Genomic DNA, 19,695 nt, shown 5'->3' with positions numbered 1-19,695 from the left:
CTTAATTACCTGCTATTGCCTGCTGTAGTGCTTTAATCATTAACAAAGAAGAGGTTGCGCCGGGGTCTTGGTGACCAATACTGCGTTCACCTAAATAGCTTGCTCGCCCTTTTTTCGCCAACATTTCAATCGTGGCAACCGCGTTCGTTTCTGCTAGCTCAACCATTTCATTCAATAAATGGTCAGCGCTCATGCCATTTTCTAACGACGCCTTCACGCTAACTAAAACGGGTAACCAAACATCACACATGGTTTTATCACCCAGTTCCGCTTTACCACGAGACACCACGCCATCCACACCGCTTTTTAGTGCATCCACTAACTCTTCAAACGTTAATTGCTCTCGAGTGCCGACAGCGGCAGCCGTGCGAATAAACAGCGTGCCATAAAGCGGGCCACTTGCCCCACCGACACTAGAAAGCAAGGTCATGCCCGTATTCTTGAGAATGCTGCCGATATTTTGGTCCGCAAATTGCGGCAGTTTCTCAGCAACTTTTTTAAAGCCTCGGTTCATATTGAGACCATGGTCCGCGTCACCAATATCACGATCAAGGTCGGTCAGAAAATCTTGATTCTCTTGATACGTTTTTGCACATAACTCTAACCAGTGAACGATATGTTGTTTTTCAATTTGCATGTTTGCTCCCCCCTGTTACCACTTGATCGCGGCCGTATCGACAGGAGCATCAAACAGCTCCAACATCTCTTTATCTGCTTTCAGCAACGTAATTGAAACGCCTTCCATATCGAGTGACGTACAGAAGTTACCAACCATATTACGCACGATACGGAACCCCGCTTGCTCGCAGTTATGAGCAAGACGGCGGTATACTCCGTAAAGCTCTGAAGTTGGCGTACCACCCATACCATTCACCATCACAATATAGTCGTGTTCAGAGGCGAAAGGCTCAATGCTGGATTCCACTTCATCCCATTCACCTTCGTCACGATTCCAAATACGCAAAGTGCGCTGATAAGGTGTGTTTTCAGCAACTTCAGCAAACATTTCATCCACTAACGTATCGACGTCGGTGTACTTCACTCGCTTGATACCTGGTTCACCATGGATACCAACACCAAACTCCACTTCATCATCTTCCAGAACAAAAGATGGTTTACCCGCCGCTGGCACAACACAAGCATTAAGCGCCACGCCAAATGAACGACAGTGATTATTAACGCGACGAGCCAGTGCTTCACATTGCTCCAGCGAATAACCTTTGTTCGCGGCAGCACCAACTAACTTCTCAACCAATACCGTTCCAGCGACGCCACGGCGACCAGCGGTATACAGGCTGTCTTTGACTGCAACATCGTCATCCACCAACACCGACCCAACTTTGATGCCATCGGTATGAAGGAGCTCCACGGCCGTTTCAAAGTTCAACACGTCTCCGGTGTAGTTTTTAATGATAAATAGCACGCCTTCACCAGTATTCACTTGGTTGCCACATTCGTACATTTGATCAGGCGTAGGTGAAGTAAATACCTCACCAGGGCAGGCACCTGTCAGCATGCCTTTACCAATAAAACCTGCGTGCAAAGGTTCATGACCACAGCCACCACCAGAAACCAATGCCACTTGCCCTGGCGTTTCCTCGTGCCACATGTAACGAGGCTCGTAGTTGGCTTTTAGCTCAGGGCGGGACAATGCCAGGCCCTCCATTTGCTGCAATACAACATCATCGACTTGGTTAATTAACTTTTTCATCGTTCTATCTCATTCCATTTATATTTTTATGTAGGGTATGAATTCATCTTAAACAGAGAAAAAGCGTACTCAACAAAAATCAATCCGTTTCATATTGAAACAAAATCTTCGACATTCTTGTTTCAATATGAAACGAAAAACGACAAATTTTCCTGAATAGTGATCGTCGCCATAAAGCATGCTGATGCTTATTACTTCTGACAGTCGGTTTGACACAGAGGTCATAAAAGCATGGAACAAAACCAGAGATATCCTTCACCACTTACCACACCAAACCTAATATAAACCTTATCGCTACAATGGACTTTCATTGCAGTCAAAAACACACATAAAAAAGGTTAAAGGTTTGAATTATGGACAAAATTATTATCAGCCCAAGCAAATACGTCCAAGGTGAACAAGTACTTACATCTATCGCTCACTATGTGAAAACATTAGGTGAACGTCCGTTAGTCATTGCCGATGAGTTCGTCACTAACCTGGTTGGTGATGACGTCAAACAAAGCTTTGCTGACGAAAAGCTTCCACTCACTATGAACATTTTTGGTGGCGAATGTTCGCGCGTTGAGATTGAACGCATCACGGACATTTGTGCGACTCAAAAACATGATGTCATTGTCGGTATTGGTGGCGGTAAAACGTTAGATACAGCAAAGGCCGTTGCGTTTTACACCAAAATTCCTGTCGTGGTGGTTCCTACGATTGCCTCGACTGATGCGCCGACATCAGCTCTTGCGGTGATATACACACCTGAAGGTGAGTTTGCAGAATATTTGATGATCCCTAAAAACCCAGACATGGTCATCATGGATACATCAGTCATCGCCAAAGCCCCTGTTCGCCTACTGGTATCGGGGATGGGCGATGCGCTTTCCACCTACTTTGAAGCCAGAGCCAACATGACCTCTGGTAAGGCAACAATGGCAGGTGGTTTAGCGACGCGTTCAGCGCAAGCTCTTGCGAAACTTTGCTATGAAACCTTGCTTGAAGATGGTTTAAAAGCAAAAGCAGCGGTAGAAAATGGTGTGAGCACCAAAGCGGTAGAAAACATTATTGAAGCCAATACATACCTAAGCGGTATAGGTTTTGAAAGCAGTGGCCTAGCAGGCGCTCACGCTATTCATAACGGCCTAACCAAGCTCGAAGAGTGTCACCATCTCTATCATGGTGAGAAAGTCGCGTTCGGCACACTTGTTCAACTGGTGCTAGAAAACGCAGCGATGGAAGAGATTAATACGGTTCTCGCCTTCTGCCGATCGGTAGGTCTACCAACCAACTTATTTGATATGGGCGTTAAAGAGCTTAATCACGATAAGTTGCGCGAGGTCGCCGAAGCTTCAACGGCCGAGGGAGAAACCATCCACAATATGCCATTCCCAGTGACGGCAGAAAATGTCTACTCTGCAATTCTAACCGCTCATCAACTGGGCCAATAACCCAAATAACTTCAAACGAGTTTAAGTCTCCAAAGGCAAGCCTTAGCTTGCCTTTTATGCTTCAACTGACTTATCACTTCCATTGATACTTGACGATGGCAACATCATGACAAACTGCGTCTTTTCTTTATCTGATGTTACTTTTATCTGTCCTTCATACGCTTGCACGATAGATTGGGTAATCGACAAACCTAGCCCTGCACCGACGCTGCCGACATGTTGGCGAGACTTATCTGCGCGGTAAAAACGGTCGAAAAGGTACGGTAAGTTTTGCACGGCAATGGTGTCACCTTGGTTGCTGACCGATATCGTCACCCATTCATCAACCACTTGAACGTCAATCACAATGGTTGAATCAGCATACGCATGACGAATCGCGTTGGAGAGCAAATTGCCCACCGCACGCTCAAACATGTTTTTGTCCATATAGAGCTGACCGTCGCCTGAGTTCACGATTCGAACCTCGGCATCTTCGGCCAATATTTCAAAATACGCGACCAAGCGGTCGATTTCCTCCCGCACCGCAAACACTTCGTCATGGCGATGAATGAGCTTGTTTTCAGCCTTGGCAATGTAGAGCAAATCGTTGATGGTTTTCGTGATGCGGTTGAGTTCTTCTAACGTTGAGGCAATCGCATCCTGATATTCCTCAGGCGTTCGACATGCACCTAAAATGACCTGATTTTGCGTAGTAATGTTGGTGAGTGGCGTTTTTAACTCATGTGCTATATCAGAAGAAAACTCGCTCAAGCGGCGAAAACCAGTTTGCAACCTATCGAGCATCGCGTTGTGTTTGTTGGCTAACTCGCGCAGTTCTATTGGCAACGAATCGGGGGCGAGACGAATGCCCATTTGCTCTGGGGATATCTGTTGAATGTGCTGATTCAACCCCACAATCGGCTTCAACCCACGTTTTACAATCCAACCGCTCAACGCGGAAGAAATCACAAACGCCAAACCGAGCGCCCAAAACAAAATCCAGTCGAGTTTATCCAAAAACAAAATATGGTGGTTGATACTCATGCCGAGCACCACCTGATACTCCCCAGCTTGAAACGCAAACGCGCGGATATTCAGCGAGTCCTCACTCCATTCGATGGCGCGCTCGTGATTTAAAACCTGAGGTGAGCTAATGCTATAGGCTCGGTTCTGAGGAATCGTCAGGCTCGAATTCTGATACACGTTCTGCTTGCCTTCAAACACCCACATGTAGAGCGTGCTGTTATTCGCTTGCTTGAACACATCCTCTGGCGAGCGTTTTAACGCTTTCTCAATGGCATTGAACTTACTGGAAATATAGCTGAAATCTTGCGAATAAAAGTGGCGCTCAATGGCGTACTGTAGGATGAAAGCCAAAGAAAAATAGGTCACGAACGTCATGCTAACAAACATCAGCACGAGCTTATTTTTCATGGAAAAAGGGAGCGAAAACTTAGGCATCACAACTCTCTTCGAGTTTGTAGCCCATCCCTCTGACTGTGTGAATCAGTGGTTTATCGAACGGTTTGTCCACTTTGCTACGCAGACGTTTGACCGCCACATCAATCACATTGGTATCGCTGTCAAAGTTCATATCCCACACTAACGACGCAATAGTGGTACGTGAAAGCACTTGGCCAGTTTTGCGCATCAACAACTCAAGCAGGGCATATTCTTTGGCGGTAAGCGATATCGACTGCTCCGCGCGCGTGGCAACGCGTTTGATCATATCAAGTTCTAAATCTGCCACACGTAATGTTTGCGGCGATGCGACCACTTGCGCGGCAATATGATGACGAAATACGTTTTGAACACGCGCCAGTAGCTCCGCAAACGCGTAAGGTTTTACGACATAGTCATTGGCACCCAGCTCAAAACCGCGCACGCGATCTTCCACTTGCTCCTTCGCTGTCAGCATGATCACTGGGGTGTGAATCCCACTACTGCGCAATGTATTAAGCACCTGCCAACCATCGAGTTTAGGCAACATAATGTCGAGGAGGATTAAGTCATATTCTTCACTGGTAGCGTGATAAAGCCCATCGACCCCATCATGCACTAAATCCACCACATACCCAGATTCAATCAAACCTTTTTGCAGATATTCTCCGGCTTTGTGCTCATCTTCGACGATCAATATTTTCAACTTTACTTACCTAGTGTGTTAGCGGGAGGATGAGAACCCAGTATAAAGCTCGAAAAAGAGCATGATGTGAACCACACCATACTCTTCCCCATTGGCAAACCATTATCGATTGTTATCGCGTTCGGCATAATGCACTTTGACATTCACTTTGCCCAAATATTCCAACTGACCATCTTCATTCATGCGTTCTTGCACGGTCACGAAGCCACCATCTTTTAAATGCGTACTGCGAGACTTCACATTAAACGTCAGGATATTGAGCTCTTTATTCAGTTCACGAGCCGTCATGGTTTTAAGTGAATTGAGTTCAGACAGTGCCTGTTGATAAGCCTCATCTGACGTTGCTGTCGGCGTAACTGAGATGGTTTTCATCTCTTCGTGGCTCACGTAGTTGCCACCAGTGAAAAGTGGTTGAGCGAATGCAGATGCGCTAGTCATTGCCATTACCGTTACAAAAAGAGCAGTTTTGATTGCGTTCATGTTGTTAACCTTTGAGTGCTTGTTTTCAATGAGGTCATTATTGAACACCGCCTCTGACACCACCCTTTCAACAAAATGACATTTTTGTCATGAAAGCAACCTACTGGCGAAGGCGCTTGAGCGTTCCATCACGCTTAGAATAAGACAAAAAAAGCGGCACATACTCTCGCATGTGCCGCTTGGGATTTTTGCTGTTAAGCGTAATTACTCAACCGTTACCGCTTTCGCTAGGTTACGTGGTTGGTCTACGTCCGTACCTTTGATCAGTGCTACGTAGTAAGACAGCAACTGCATTGGGATGGTGTAGTAGATCGCCGCCGTGATTTCACTAACGTGAGGCATCGTGATGATCTTCATTGTTTCATCGCCTTCGAAGCCTGCGTCTGCATCTGCGAATACGTATAGAAGACCGCCACGTGCACGCACTTCTTCAACGTTTGATTTTAGCTTTTCAAGTAGGTCGTTGCTTGGTGCAACCACAACAACAGGCATGTCAGCATCAATCAGCGCAAGAGGACCGTGTTTAAGTTCACCCGCCGCGTACGCTTCTGCGTGGATGTAAGAGATCTCTTTCAGTTTTAGAGACGCTTCCATCGCGATTGGATAGAACTCGCCACGGCCTAGGAACAAAGTGTGGTGCTTGTCTGCAAAATCCGTTGCTAGTGCTTCAATTTCTTTCTCGAAAGAAAGTGCCGCGTTGATTTGCTTAGGAAGTGCGTGTAGAGCTTCGACAATCTCTTTTTCTTTCTCTTTGCTGATGCGGCCTTGCTCTTTACCCAGGGCTGTTACCAGCATAAGCAGTGCAGAAAGCTGAGTCGTGAACGCTTTGGTTGAAGCCACGCCGATTTCAACACCAGCGCGAGTCATGAATGCAAAATCTGACTCACGAACTAAAGAAGAACCTGCTACGTTACAGATGGTCATCGCCGCCATGTAACCCTTTTCTTTCGCAAGACGAAGTGCTGCTAACGTATCTGCTGTTTCACCAGACTGAGACAACGTAATAAGAAGGCTGTTTGGACGAGTCACAAACTTGCGGTAACGGAACTCAGACGCGATTTCGACATCACAGCTCACGCCAGCAATGTCTTCAAACCAGTAACGCGCTGTCATACCTGCGTTGTAAGACGTACCACACGCGACGATTTGTACGTGTTCTACTTTGCTTAGAATGTCTGCCGCATGAACACCGATCGCATCAGTTACAACGGAGTCTGCCGTGATACGGCCTTCCATTGTGTTGATCAACGCTTTAGGTTGCTCATAGATTTCTTTTTGCATGAAGTGGCGGTATTGGCCTTTATCGCCAGCATCATGTTCTGCGTTAGATTCTACGATTTCACGCTCAACCAGCTCGCCCGTTGCGTCAAAGACAGTAACTTCACGGCGAGTGATTTCTGCCACATCACCTTCTTCTAGGTACATGAAACGGCGCGTTACATTCAGTAGCGCAAGTTGGTCAGAAGCCAGGAAGTTTTCACCCACACCAAAACCAATTACGATCGGGCTGCCTGAACGCGCTACTACGATGCGTGAAGGATCTTTGCGATCCAACGCTACCGTGCCGTATGCGCCTTCAAGTTGTTTTGCTGTTTTTTGTACTGCTTCTAGTAGCGTTTCTGAAGTGCGAAGTTCCCACTCAACCATGTGTGCGATAACTTCTGTATCCGTTTGAGATTCAAACACGTAACCACGAGATTGAAGCAATTCACGAAGCTCTTCGTGGTTTTCGATAATACCGTTATGTACAACAGCAATATCGCCAGACATATGTGGGTGTGCATTAACTTCAGATGGTTCACCGTGCGTCGCCCAGCGAGTGTGTGCAATACCCGTTCCGCCGATCACTTTTGCTTCTTCTACTGCATCAGCCAGTTCTTGCACTTTACCCAAGCGACGAACGCGCGTTAGGTTTGACTCGCCATCAACAACAGCAACGCCAGCAGAGTCGTAACCGCGGTACTCTAAGCGGCGTAGACCTTCAACCAAAATTTCTGCAACATCTCGTTGTGCTACTGCACCTACGATTCCACACATGTGTTTATCTCCGTTTGTAGTTTTGTTCTTCCCTAGCCATGTTTCAGATAGAGGCAGCAAGCAAAGGCCTGTATTCAGAGGGAAGTGAAATATGAAACTGATTACATTATTAGATTAGGCGCAAATAACTTTCACGCCATGTTGTTCAATCTGTATTTTGTGTTCTTGCTGAATATCAGCATCCGTCACTAGCACATCAATTTGATGCCAAGCGAGCTCTAAATTCGGGATCTTACGACCGATTTTTTCCGATTCGATCATGACGATCACTTCGCGCGACGCTTCCGCCATTACCTTACTCAAACCAACCAATTCATTAAATGTTGTGGTGCCGCGTTCGAGATCGATGCCATCCGCACCGATAAATAGCTGGTCAAAGTCGTAAGCTCGTAACACAGATTCGGCTACTTTGCCTTGAAAAGATTCTGAGTGCGTATCCCAAGTCCCGCCAGTCATCAGCAGTGTTGGTTCGCTCTCTAATTCATTAAGGGCGTTAGCAACATGCAATGAGTTGGTCATGACAACTAAGCCACGTTTGTCATTCAACTGTTGAATCAACGCAGCCGTCGTACTGCCACTGTCGATCACGATGCGATTATGGTCTCGAATCAGTGATGCCGCTGCTTTTGCCAAGTTTAGCTTTCGAGTCGAAACATTAGCGCTCAATTCTTCGTGAATGACTTCTGTTGGGATAGCAATCGCACCGCCGTAGCGGCGTAGAAGTTGGCCATTTTTCTCTAAAGAAGCTAAATCCTTTCTAATCGTGACCTCTGAGGTTTCGAATTTCTGAGCGAGTTCGTCAACGCTGACTTCTCCTAGCTCAGAAACCAAGTTAGAAATGGCGTGCCTTCTTAGTTGAGTGTTTCGTTTCGACATTTACGTTTTGAATTTAAGTTTCGATGTGAAACTTATTATAGTCAAACCGAAACTTTCAAGTCCATTTATTTCGATCCAAAAAATTAATATTTCTCGATAAAACCTTGTCCTAAGACAATTCTTAAACAGTGATATTGGATTCATTCAGTGGTAGAATTCGCCACCGAAAAGAAAAAAAATTACAGAATTGAAGGCTATTTTTTTGCAACTTTCTGCATATAAAGTGGGATTAGTCACAAAAAGGTAACCAAAATCGCCGATCTTTTAGTCATAAAATGACTAAACTTGGTGAAAGACTTTCAGAATCTGAAGTACTGATAATGAGGCGAAAAATCGGTGGGTGACAGGCACTAAATGTCATCAATAACGCCCTAACTTCAGAGTAAACAACCGACTTTCAAATTGTAACTATACTTACCGGAGAGTATCTTCCATGAAAAAGACCAAAATCGTATGTACGATTGGCCCTAAAACTGAATCTGTAGAGAAGCTAACTGAGCTAGTGAACGCAGGCATGAACGTAATGCGTCTTAACTTCTCTCACGGTGACTACGAAGAACACGGCACTCGTATCGCGAACTTCCGTAAAGTAATGGAAGCTACTGGCAAACCACTAGCAATTCTTCTAGATACTAAAGGTCCAGAAATCCGCACTATCAAGCTAGAAGGCGGCAACGACGTTGATCTAGTAGCTGGTCAAGAATTCACTTTCACAACTGACACTTCAGTTGTAGGTAACAAAGATAAAGTTGCAGTAACTTACGCAGGTTTCGCAGCAGACCTAAACGTAGGTAACACTATCCTAGTCGACGACGGTCTAATCGAGATGGAAGTTATCTCTAAGACTGAAACAGAAGTTAAATGTAAAGTACTTAACAACGGTGCACTAGGCGAGAACAAAGGTGTGAACCTTCCTGGCGTTTCTGTAAACCTACCTGCTCTATCTGAAAAAGATAAGAACGACCTTAAATTCGGTTGTGAGCAAGGCGTTGACTTCGTAGCTGCTTCTTTCATCCGTAAAGCTTCTGACGTTCAAGAAATCCGTGAAGTACTTGCTGCAAACGGCGGCGAGAACATCCACATCATCTCTAAGATCGAAAACCAAGAAGGTGTTGATAACTTCGACGAGATCCTAGAGCTTTCTGACGGCATCATGGTTGCTCGTGGTGACCTAGGTGTTGAAATCCCAGCTGAAGAAGTAATCTTCGCTCAGAAAATGATGATCGAGAAGTGTAACCGTGCACGTAAGATGGTTATCACTGCAACTCAAATGCTTGATTCTATGATCAACAACCCACGACCTACTCGTGCGGAAGCAGGCGACGTTGCTAACGCAGTAATGGACGGTACTGACGCGGTAATGCTTTCTGGTGAAACAGCTAAAGGTAAGTACCCTGTTGAAGCGGTAACTATCATGGCTCAAATCGCGAACCGTACTGATTCAGCGCTAAAAGCTGAACTAGGTTCTCGTCTAGACAGCCCACGTCTACGCATCACTGAAGCAGTATGTAAAGGCGCAGTAGACACAGCTGAGAAACTGGCTGCTCCACTTATCGTTGTTGCAACTGAAGGTGGTAAATCTGCACGTTCAGTACGTAAATACTTCCCAACTGCAAACATCCTAGCACTAACAACAAACAAGAAAACAGCAGCACAACTTGTTCTAACTAAAGGTGTGACGCCAGTTGTTGTTGATTCTATCGAAAGCACTGACGCATTCTACGTAGCAGGTAAAGAGCTTGCTCTAGAATCTGGTCTAGGTAACAAAGGCGACATCGTAGTGATGGTTTCTGGTGCTCTAGTCGCTTCAGGTACTACGAACACAGCTTCTGTACACGTACTATAAGACTGAACTTCTCATACTTCAGTTGATTGATAAAGAGGGCTTATGCCCTCTTTTTTTATATGGCTTTCTTGCTCTAATAATAGCCTAACTGTATCATTCACCATGCGCAGAATTGCGTACTGTTTAATTTTGTCGTCACGATTAAAATTTCTATGAGGTGTATGTGTCCAGTCCCACTCTTACCGACAAAGTATCAAAAATGATCCGTCAGGATATTCTCGATGGCGTGCTTAAACCGGGTCAAAAACTCGTGGTTGCGGAACTCAAAGAGAAGTACAACGTAGGAGCGTCACCCATTCGCGAAGCTTTGGTGCTGTTATCGTGGAGCAAATACGTCAAACTTGAGCCGCAAAAAGGCTGCTGGGTTGCACCTGTATGTAAAGATGAGTTGAATGACTTGTACGAGAGCCTACAAATGGTCTCTGCATGCCTACTAAATAAAGCAATTGTGATTGGCGATGAAAATTGGGAACTGGACGTCCTAACCGCTTATCACAAGTTATCCCGCTCTAAATCTGGCGAAAGCTTTTGCTGGAAGGAATGGGAAGAACGCCATAATCAGTTTCTTACTGCGCTGTTTGAAGGCGCTGGCTCTGCCAATATGTTTGGGTTTTTCCGCGATCTACTCACGCAAATTAAGCGTTACCAATATTTTGCTATGCAAATGTTAGGTACTGGAAACCCAGGGCACTGTAATATCGATGAGCAAGAAATGCTGATGAAGACGTCGTTAGATAAAAAGAGCCAGGATGCTTTAGGTTATCTAGAGCGTTATTTGAGACAGTCAATGCAGTGTATCGAAGCGGCCATCGACAACCAATATCGCATACTGGCTAGCGAATAACGCTGAGGCTAAAATAAGCATAAAAATCGGGGTCTATCCCCGATTTTTTGTTTTTGAAAAAGAGCTAAGCAATATCATCGAAACTATGACATAGTGATACGCAGTTACGCCCTGCACTTTTGGATTCATACAAGGCAATATCAGCACATTTATAAGTGCGCGTGCGATCGGAGGTTAAATCACTATACCCGGCGCTAACGGTAATAGCTCTATCACTGCGCAGTTGAACCGCCACACGTAACCGGTTCAATACAACTTCTGCTTCTTCGAGTGTGGTATGCGGCATGATCACCGCAAATTCCTCACCACCGACGCGAGACACAAAGTCAGTACTGCGCACCTCTTTAAGAAGAGTCTCAGCGACACTGCAAATCACTTTGTCCCCTTCATCGTGCCCAAGTTCATCGTTAATGCGCTTAAAGTGGTCAATATCAAACAACGCCAAACACGCTGGGGGACTGTCAGGATAACGCTCAATAATCCCGGCATATTGCGCTAATTGCTCTTCAAATTTTCGGCGGTTCCACAAGCCCGTCAAACCATCTTTTTCACTGAGGTTGCGTAGCTTTTCTTCCAGCTCTTTTTGCTCGGATATATCCACCAGCGACGTGATGTAATAGCTTACTTTACCTGACTTGGTTAAGTTTGCCTGAATGCGCATAATGGCGGTAAATACGTGATTAAACTTGGTTCGACAACGAACCTCACCTTCCCAAACGTGCTCGTTCGCAAGCTTATTCCAAATATTGAGGGTCGACTCGAGATCTTCCGGTAAGAAAATTAGATTATGCGCATTCCAGCCTTGAGTATGCTTGGTTGAATAGCCCATCATGTTTTCAAATTCTTGGTTCACCATAATGATTCGATGCGACGCATCTGAGATCATCACCGCAGTCATGCCATCAAGTGCAGCCCGAGCTAACTTCGATTCCATACTATGACGTCGATAGTGCAGGGCTAGCGCGGTCGTTGGTAAAGTAAAACCAAACACCAAACTTAATACAAAAAACGCTTCTTGGATTAAGTCATCAATATCTCGCTGAGATCGAGATAGTAATTGCTCATTGGTAAGATCAATAACCAGATGAAGTGGTTCACTAGAAACAAATTGGATCGTGCTATACGCAATCAAATTCGAGCCGTTGTACTCATAGCCCGAAACTTCGGAGATCATCGTGCGCCAAATGTTGGGGTACATCCGGCCAAAATTAAATTGAGAACGAGCTGGGATAATATTGCCGTACAAGCGTGATGACTTAGGACTCGCGATATAAAAGCCATCACTTTTAATTAACTCAATATGAAAATCCCGCACCGGTGAGTAGTTGAGTCGAGAAGATAAATACTCAATATCAACATTAAGAACAAGATACCCTTCGCGTTTCCCATTGAGAGAAATCGGCATCAGAATACGCAATGAAGGGCTATAAGGGTAAACAAGCTCACCATTTTCTCGCTCCAGCTCAATCCCCCACGACGCAATTTCATCATTACCTAAACCTTGCGCGTAATGAAAATAATCCCGCTCTGACTTGTCATGTAATTTGAGGGCGGGTGCAGCGATACCCGTTTTGAAATCGTAATTAATCCGTGCTTTTTCCTGACCGGTAATATCAAGAAAACGAATTTGTTTATATAGCTTTTGGTTGATCGCAACCGAGATCCACATATCTTCTAAGATAGAAAGGTTGACTCGGTTCGGCTGACGTAGATAGTCGTAAAGACTTTGGCTGTGACCGAGAAGATCGCTGATCGTCTCAATTTGATCCTGAATATTGTTGTATTCGCGACCAGTATAAGCCAGTTGGTGTAATGCTTCTTGAGCGGTATTCTCAACGTTACTCTCTAATAACGTCAGATATTTCTGATAATAGTAAACTGCAGTGAGCGCACTAAAAAATAGTGCTGTCGCCAACAATGTGCCGACTCGCTTAGGTATTTTCACGCGTCTACTGCCTATAATGCTTACTAAAACGACAATTATATCATTAATTGTTATTTTCTAAACAAAAAGCCACTTAGATTAAGTGGCTTTTCTATATGCAATTAGACAATTACGGTTTGAGTGCGCGCTCACCTCGGGCAATGCCCACTACCCCACTACGAGCAACTTCGACGACTTCAGTTACTTCAGATATCGCTTGAATGAAGGCATCCAACTTTTCACTCGTGCCCGCGAGTTGTACCGTGTATTGAGCAGCAGTGACATCCACGATCTGGCCACGGAAGATGTCTGCCGTCCGTTTCACTTCTGCTCGCGCAAAACCGCTGGCTTTCACTTTCACCATCATCAGTTCACGTTCGATGTGCTCATACTCGGTGACTTCTTGTACTTTCAGCACATCGATCAATTTGTGTAACTGCTTCTGAATTTGCTCCAACTGCATCTCATCAGACGTCGTGGTAATGTTCATTCGCGACAGCGTTTCATCATCTGTCGGTGATACCGTCAAAGATTCAATGTTGTAACCACGTTGAGAGAACAAGCCAACAACACGAGACAACGCACCCGGTTGGTTTTCCAATAGCAATGAAATAATGTGTCTCATATTAAGTTCTCTCCGTTTTGCTTAGCCACATTTTATCCATACCCTCACCTTTAATTTGCATCGGGTATACGTGTTCGGTTTCGTCTACGTTGATGTCCACAAACACCAGACGATCTTTCATATCCAACGCTTTTTGTAGCCCTTCTTCGAGCTGATCAGGCGTTTCGATACGAATACCGACGTGACCATAAGCTTCTGCAATCGCTGCAAAATCAGGAACAGAACTCATGTAAGAATTAGAGTGACGACCTTGATAAATAATGTCTTGCCATTGTTTTACCATGCCTAGGAATCGGTTGTTCAGGTTGATGATCTTCACTGGAATATCGTATTGCATGGCTGTCGAAAGCTCTTGGATATTCATTTGAATACTGCCATCGCCCGTAACAACCACGACTTCTTCTTGTGGCATGGCAAACTTAACACCCATACCAGCCGGAAGGCCAAATCCCATAGTGCCCAATCCACCCGAGTTGATCCAACGGCGTGGTTTGTTAAATGGGTAGTAAAGTGCTGCAAACATCTGGTGCTGACCCACATCAGAAGCAACATACGCATCACCATTGGTCAGCTTGTGCAAGGTTTCAATCACTTGCTGTGGCTTAATTCGCTCTGGTGACTTCTCATAAGCCAAACAGTTGCGGTCACGCCACACCTGAATGTCATCCCACCATGCGGTGATGGCATCTTGATCATTCCCACCTTCTTGCTCTGCCAGCAGGCCAAGCATGGTTGTAAGCACTTTTTCCGCAGAGCCTACGATAGGTAAATCCACCTTCACGTTTTTCGAGATCGATGATGGATCGATATCAATATGCATGACTTTTGCGTTTGGGCAGTATTTTTCAAGGTTGTTCGTCGTGCGATCATCAAAACGCACACCGATACCAAAAATGAGATCCGCTTCATGCATCGCCATATTGGCTTCGTAAGTACCGTGCATACCCAGCATGCCCAGTGAGTTTTTATGTGTTCCAGGGAATGCGCCTAGTCCCATCAACGTACTGACTACTGGAAGGTTCAGCTTGTCGGAGAGCTCTAAAATATGTTCATGAGCGCCAGAAATCACAGCACCACCACCGATATAAAGCACTGGTTTTTTCGCTTCTAATAGCGATTTAAGCGCTTTTTTAATCTGGCCTTTATGACCCGACGTCGTCGGCTTGTAAGAACGCATTGAAAGCGTTTCTGGGTATTGGTAAGGCAGTTTGATTTGCGGATTCATTACATCTTTCGGCAAGTCAATCACTACTGGACCAGGTCGACCTGTGGTCGCGATATAAAACGCTTTCTTGATCGTTTCAGGAATATCTTCCGCTTTTTTCACTAAAAAGCTGTGTTTGACCACTGGGCGAGAGACACCAACGATGTCACATTCTTGGAAAGCATCATTACCAATTAGGCTATTAGGTACGTTACCCGAGATAACGATCATTGGGATGGAATCCATATAAGCCGTGGCAATACCAGTAATGGTATTGGTCGCGCCCGGACCTGAACATACCAGTACGACACCCGGTTTACCGGTAGCGCGAGCGTAACCATCTGCCATATGAGTGGCGGCTTGCTCATGCCTTACAAGTACGTGTTTGATTTGATCGGTTTTGGCATGCAGTGCATCGTAGATATCCAAAACAGAGCCACCTGGGTAGCCAAAGATCTGCTCTACGTGCTCTTCTATCAGAGATTGAACCACCATCTCTGCGCCTGACAACATTGCTGTCATAATTGCTCTCCTTAGCCAGTTTCCTCACCGTAAGGTCAACGGATTGGTCTGGTTTTACATAGTCTAGGTCTTATTCGTAGCCTAATCGAAATACTTCCACGTTTTCGGCTATGTCTTGCGTTCGTCATAACATCCCGCAAGGTTACCCAACAAATGTAACGTTTTATTATCAACGGGTCTAATGAGAGATTGGTCTACTTTTTAAACAAGATGCTAGTAATTAGAATGTTAGTAGGAATAGCAGCCACACATACCTTATTTCACAGTACAACCTAAAAATTTAACGTTCAAAAAAAGAACATTATTTCAGAACCTTTTAAGTATAGGGTGCTAAATAGCTGTATTTGGTGAGCAAAATAGAAAGAATCAACACAAACAAAAATCCCCAGTAATGCGCAATAACATCACTGGGGATTTTTTCATCAATATAAAATCTAAGTCAGCTTAAGTTACTTTTTCTCTGACTTTTCCTTATACATTTCTTCAATTTCATCTTGGTATTTGTCATTGATGACTTTACGACGCAGTTTTTGAGTTGGCGTTAACTCACCATCATCCATAGAGAAAGCTCTTGGTAACAGTTTAAACTTCTTCACCTGTTCAAACTTTGCCAACTCTTTTTGGAGATCGTTAACACGCTTCTCAAGCATTTCGACCACTTGATGATGCTTAATCAATTCAACGCGATCGTGATACTTGATATTCAGCTCTTTCGCATACTCTTCAAGAGAATCAAAACACGGCACAATCAGCGCCGAGACAAACTTACGCGTATCCGCGATAACCGCGATTTGCTCGATGAAGTGGTCTTTACCAATCGCACCTTCAATCATTTGCGGAGCGATGTATTTACCACCTGAAGTTTTCATCAACTCTTTGATACGATCAGTAATGAACAGGTTGCCATTTTCATCAATGTAACCCGCATCGCCAGTTTTTAGGAAACCGTGCTCGTCAAAGGTCTTTTCGGTCTCTTCTGGCATTTTGTAATAGCCACGCATCACCATTGGACCACGCACCAGAATCTCGTTGTTCTCACCGACCTTCACTTGCGCGCCAGGCATCGACATACCAATAGAGTCTGGGTTAAAGCACTTATCATCCCAACACGATACTGTCGCCGTGGTTTCAGTCATGCCGTAACCTAACTTCACATTGATACCAATCGCGTGGAAGAATCGGCCTATGGTTTCATCTAACTTTGCACCGCCACACGGCATAAAGTTGATTTGTCCACCAAGTAACGCACGCAGCTTGCTCAGAACCAATTTATCCGCCAGGGCATATGACTTGCGCAGCATGAGCGATGGCTGACGTTTTTCTTGATGACAAGCGGCCATTTTTGCGCCCATGTTCACGGCCCAAGTAAACATGATCTTGCGATGAATTGGCGCGCGAGACACTTTCTCGTGAATCGCAGAGAAGATCTTCTCATAGAAACGCGGCACGGCACACATCACGGTAGGTTGCACTTGGCTCAGTGCATCACGTACCTGCATGGTGTCTTGCAAATAGCAGTTGGTCGCTCCTTTGTACAACACATAAAAGGTCCAAGCGCGTTCAAATACGTGTGACAACGGAAGGAAACACAGTGACACATCACTTTGAGAAAGGCTCAAACGTTGATCGTGCCCTTCCAATTGCGCCGCAATGTTTGCGTAGTCCAACATGACACCCTTTGGTTGTCCTGTTGTGCCCGAGGTGTAGATCAACGTGAGTAGATCATCTTCCTTTGCTTGCTCTAAACGTGAGTCCAATTCAACTTGGTATGTGGTATCGCCTTTGGCGACAAATGCTTGCCAAGAAATAACGAAATCATGCTCGTCAAGTTCGATATCATCAGACATTGCAACAATGAGCTCTAACTGCTCGCACTGGTCGAAAATGCTCACTGCTGCGTCAAATTGTGGCTGCTCACCAACAAACAGCACTTTAACGTCTGCGTTGTCAATGATGTACGCCGACTGAGCGGCGGTATTGGTTGGGTAAATAGGTACTGTTACGCCGCGTAGTTGTAGCGCTGCAATATCAGCAATCGTCCATTGCGGCATGTTGTTCGAGAAAATGCCGATTTTATCTTGGACTCCTAATCCCTGAGCCAAAAGTGCAAGTGATAAAGCATCAACTTGCTGACCAAATTGCGTCCACGTAATACCTTGCCATTCCTCACCCACTTTATGCTTGAGTGCAACGCGTGTACCACCGTTCGCAATTTGTTCACGAATACGTTTAACGATATGAAAATCTAACTTGGCCATTCTTTTACTTACCTTTTGGCTTACAGGCGTAAGCTAATTGAGCGAACAAGTGTACTCACGGCTTGCTAAAACGCAACTGACCAGTATCAAACTTATCACTAATAAGAGACAACTATCACTTATACGTCGCGAACATACCCAAAACTGCTGAATGATTACTCTATTTAACTTACTGTTTCGATTGTTGATTGCTAAAACAAAAAGCCCCGAGAGACAAAATCTCTCGGGGACCAATGAATTGTAAAAATTGATGATTACCAATATGGTCTTAACCGATAAGACCAAACGTCATCTTATTTTGCGGCAACCACTTCACCACAAGTGATCATCAGTTGATCGCGCAGCCAAATGTGGCCTTTATCTTTTTCACTTGATTCATGCCAGCTTAAGAAGCCGCTGATTTCCTTGTTTGCAAATGGGAAGTCTAGAATTTGCAGCTGATCGCTGTTTACCGCATTTTCTGCCATCCAACGTGGCGCGATAGTCACAAGCTCAGATTGACCTACCACATATAGTAGGTTGCTTAGACTAGAGCCTTCGTACGCGGCTTGGCAATCCAGTTCACGATATGCTTGTTCTGAGAAGCTGCGTTGACCGTGCACTTTCGATAACTTCGCATGTTTTTCGTTAAGCAGTTGCTCGGCCGTTACACCACCTTGAATGCGTGGGTGTGTTTTTGACGCGATAACCACTAATTCATCTTTGAAGATTTCAGTACTTGAGAAACCTTGCTCATCAAAGCGAGCATAATCGATCACGAAATCAATTTCTTGATAGCGCATACGCTCAGACAACAGACGGTCAAATTCTGCATCTAGGTGAAGCTGAACGTTTGGTGCTTGTTGATTCACTTTTGCCATGATCTTCGGAGCAAAACGCATGTCACAAGGACTGCAAATCGCCAGCTTAAATAAGCGAGTCGAAGATTCTGGTTGGAATACGGAGCTAGGAAGTTCATTACGAATCAGCTGTAATGCTTGGCGAATTGGACCAAACAACTGACGAGCACGTTGCGTTGGCTGAATACCACGGCCCTGACGCATAAACAGCTCGTCGTTAAACATCACTTTTAGGCGTGCCACGGCATTACTTACTGCCGGCTGAGACATGCCTAAGTTATGTGCTGCACGAGTAATATTTTGCTCTTGCATCACAGCATCAAATACAGTCAGTAGGTTTAAATCTACACCACGCAAAGTGCTTTCCATACGGTAGCTAGCAATTGCGCTCATCGCATCTTTCTTCTCTAACATTGAGTGCGCCTCTTTTGTAATCGTCAACTTTGTTCATTAAATTCATAACGAATAGAATCCCATCTCGCACAAAAGACGGCGGCTGGATTCGAATCATTTTACGAATAGATAACCTAACTTTTTATTATATTTGCTGTCCGGATACTTCCGGCTCGAACTGTACTATCAACTAATCGATTGCGGTTTCGCAACTAGATTGATATTTAATCAGTAAATTTTAGCCGATTAGGTATTTACCCTTTAAATAACAATAACTTGATAAAAACATAAAAAACTATAAAACACGTAAAAGCGCATTCTTTGAGGAAGTATTTAGCAAATTGATGAGACGGATGGTCACCACACGCATGCATTTATCTCAGTTATTAGTCGAGGGCAAACCAACAGATGACGACTATATCTCTGAGTGAAACTTGCACTTATCAGTCAAATTATCAGCAAATACACATTGAATAGAAATGAAAGAGAAAGAATAAAAATGCAGCCTTCTAGATTGAAAGGCTGCAACAAAATCGTGTCAAAAATAGGAAGGAACAATGTACTTAGAACAACGT

At 44.7% G+C, this 19,695-nt stretch carries 15 protein-coding genes; 3 read left to right on the top strand and 12 right to left on the bottom strand.

Annotated elements, in window-relative coordinates; translation table 11 throughout:
• Position 1 precedes the first annotated feature (1 nt).
• Both dhaL and dhaK read right to left on the bottom strand, forming a co-directional pair.
• On the bottom strand, positions 2-637 hold the full coding sequence (gene dhaL, locus MSG33_RS17275; RefSeq protein WP_005379705.1) for a dihydroxyacetone kinase subunit DhaL: 636 nt from the start codon (positions 635-637) through the stop codon (positions 2-4).
• A 15-nt stretch (positions 638-652) separates the two neighbouring features.
• Positions 653-1,711, bottom strand: a complete 1,059-nt coding sequence (gene dhaK, locus MSG33_RS17270) for a dihydroxyacetone kinase subunit DhaK (RefSeq protein WP_005392233.1) — start codon at positions 1,709-1,711, stop codon at positions 653-655.
• Between the two features lie 353 nt (positions 1,712-2,064).
• On the opposite strand from dhaK, the gene MSG33_RS17265 reads away from it, so the two are divergent.
• On the top strand, positions 2,065-3,147 hold the full coding sequence (locus MSG33_RS17265; RefSeq protein ID WP_025631419.1) for a glycerol dehydrogenase: 1,083 nt from the start codon (positions 2,065-2,067) through the stop codon (positions 3,145-3,147).
• 54 nt (positions 3,148-3,201) lie between these two features.
• Here the strand turns inward: MSG33_RS17265 and MSG33_RS17260 are convergent, their stop codons facing one another.
• The 5 genes from MSG33_RS17260 to MSG33_RS17240 form a co-directional block, all read right to left on the bottom strand.
• Positions 3,202-4,587 carry a heavy metal sensor histidine kinase gene (locus MSG33_RS17260; protein ID WP_248381544.1) on the bottom strand — a complete coding sequence of 462 codons (1,386 nt, stop codon included), beginning with the start codon at positions 4,585-4,587 and terminating at the stop codon, positions 3,202-3,204.
• Positions 4,580-5,272, bottom strand: a complete 693-nt coding sequence (locus tag MSG33_RS17255) for a heavy metal response regulator transcription factor (protein ID WP_053808759.1) — start codon at positions 5,270-5,272, stop codon at positions 4,580-4,582. Before MSG33_RS17255 ends, MSG33_RS17260 begins: the two co-directional genes overlap by 8 nt.
• Before the next feature lie 102 nt (positions 5,273-5,374).
• On the bottom strand, positions 5,375-5,752 hold the full coding sequence (locus MSG33_RS17250; RefSeq protein ID WP_069500063.1) for a DUF3316 domain-containing protein: 378 nt from the start codon (positions 5,750-5,752) through the stop codon (positions 5,375-5,377).
• A gap of 204 nt (positions 5,753-5,956) precedes the next feature.
• On the bottom strand, positions 5,957-7,789 hold the full coding sequence (gene glmS / locus MSG33_RS17245; protein WP_145533396.1) for a glutamine--fructose-6-phosphate transaminase (isomerizing): 1,833 nt from the start codon (positions 7,787-7,789) through the stop codon (positions 5,957-5,959).
• A 114-nt stretch (positions 7,790-7,903) separates the two neighbouring features.
• On the bottom strand, positions 7,904-8,665 hold the full coding sequence (locus MSG33_RS17240) for a DeoR family transcriptional regulator (protein ID WP_248381542.1): 762 nt from the start codon (positions 8,663-8,665) through the stop codon (positions 7,904-7,906).
• Positions 8,666-9,098: 433 nt separating this feature from the next.
• On the opposite strand from MSG33_RS17240, the gene pykF reads away from it, so the two are divergent.
• Positions 9,099-10,511, top strand: coding sequence for a pyruvate kinase PykF (gene pykF / locus MSG33_RS17235; RefSeq protein WP_005392243.1), 1,413 nt, complete (start codon positions 9,099-9,101; stop codon positions 10,509-10,511).
• Between the two features lie 157 nt (positions 10,512-10,668).
• Entirely contained in the window at positions 10,669-11,355 is a 687-nt protein-coding gene (locus MSG33_RS17230; protein WP_082240136.1) for a GntR family transcriptional regulator, read from the top strand.
• A 64-nt stretch (positions 11,356-11,419) separates the two neighbouring features.
• On the opposite strand, the gene MSG33_RS17225 is transcribed toward MSG33_RS17230, so the two are convergent.
• The 5 genes from MSG33_RS17225 to calR all read right to left on the bottom strand — a co-directional run bounded on the left by MSG33_RS17225 (position 11,420) and on the right by calR (position 19,141).
• Positions 11,420-13,300: a diguanylate cyclase gene (locus MSG33_RS17225; protein WP_005392251.1), complete on the bottom strand. Its 1,881-nt coding sequence runs from the start codon at positions 13,298-13,300 to the stop codon at positions 11,420-11,422.
• 109 nt (positions 13,301-13,409) lie between these two features.
• Positions 13,410-13,904, bottom strand: a complete 495-nt coding sequence (gene ilvN, locus MSG33_RS17220) for an acetolactate synthase small subunit (RefSeq protein ID WP_005392253.1) — start codon at positions 13,902-13,904, stop codon at positions 13,410-13,412.
• 1 nt (position 13,905) lies between these two features.
• The gene (locus MSG33_RS17215) at positions 13,906-15,630 is read right to left on the bottom strand and encodes an acetolactate synthase 3 large subunit (RefSeq protein WP_053809447.1); all 1,725 of its coding nucleotides are present in this window, start codon (positions 15,628-15,630) and stop codon (positions 13,906-13,908) included.
• 449 nt (positions 15,631-16,079) lie between these two features.
• The gene (locus MSG33_RS17210; RefSeq protein ID WP_248381541.1) at positions 16,080-17,888 is read right to left on the bottom strand and encodes a long-chain fatty acid--CoA ligase; all 1,809 of its coding nucleotides are present in this window, start codon (positions 17,886-17,888) and stop codon (positions 16,080-16,082) included.
• A 293-nt stretch (positions 17,889-18,181) separates the two neighbouring features.
• A complete protein-coding gene (calR, locus tag MSG33_RS17205; protein WP_005379693.1) occupies positions 18,182-19,141 on the bottom strand; it encodes a LysR family transcriptional regulator CalR in 960 nt (319 codons plus the stop codon).
• Positions 19,142-19,695: the final 554 nt, after the last annotated feature.

Origin of the sequence: Vibrio sp. 1CM7H, from assembly GCF_023161645.1 — a bacterium.
GTDB lineage: Bacteria > Pseudomonadota > Gammaproteobacteria > Enterobacterales > Vibrionaceae > Vibrio > Vibrio diabolicus.
This window is presented reverse-complemented; position numbering and strand designations above follow the sequence as displayed.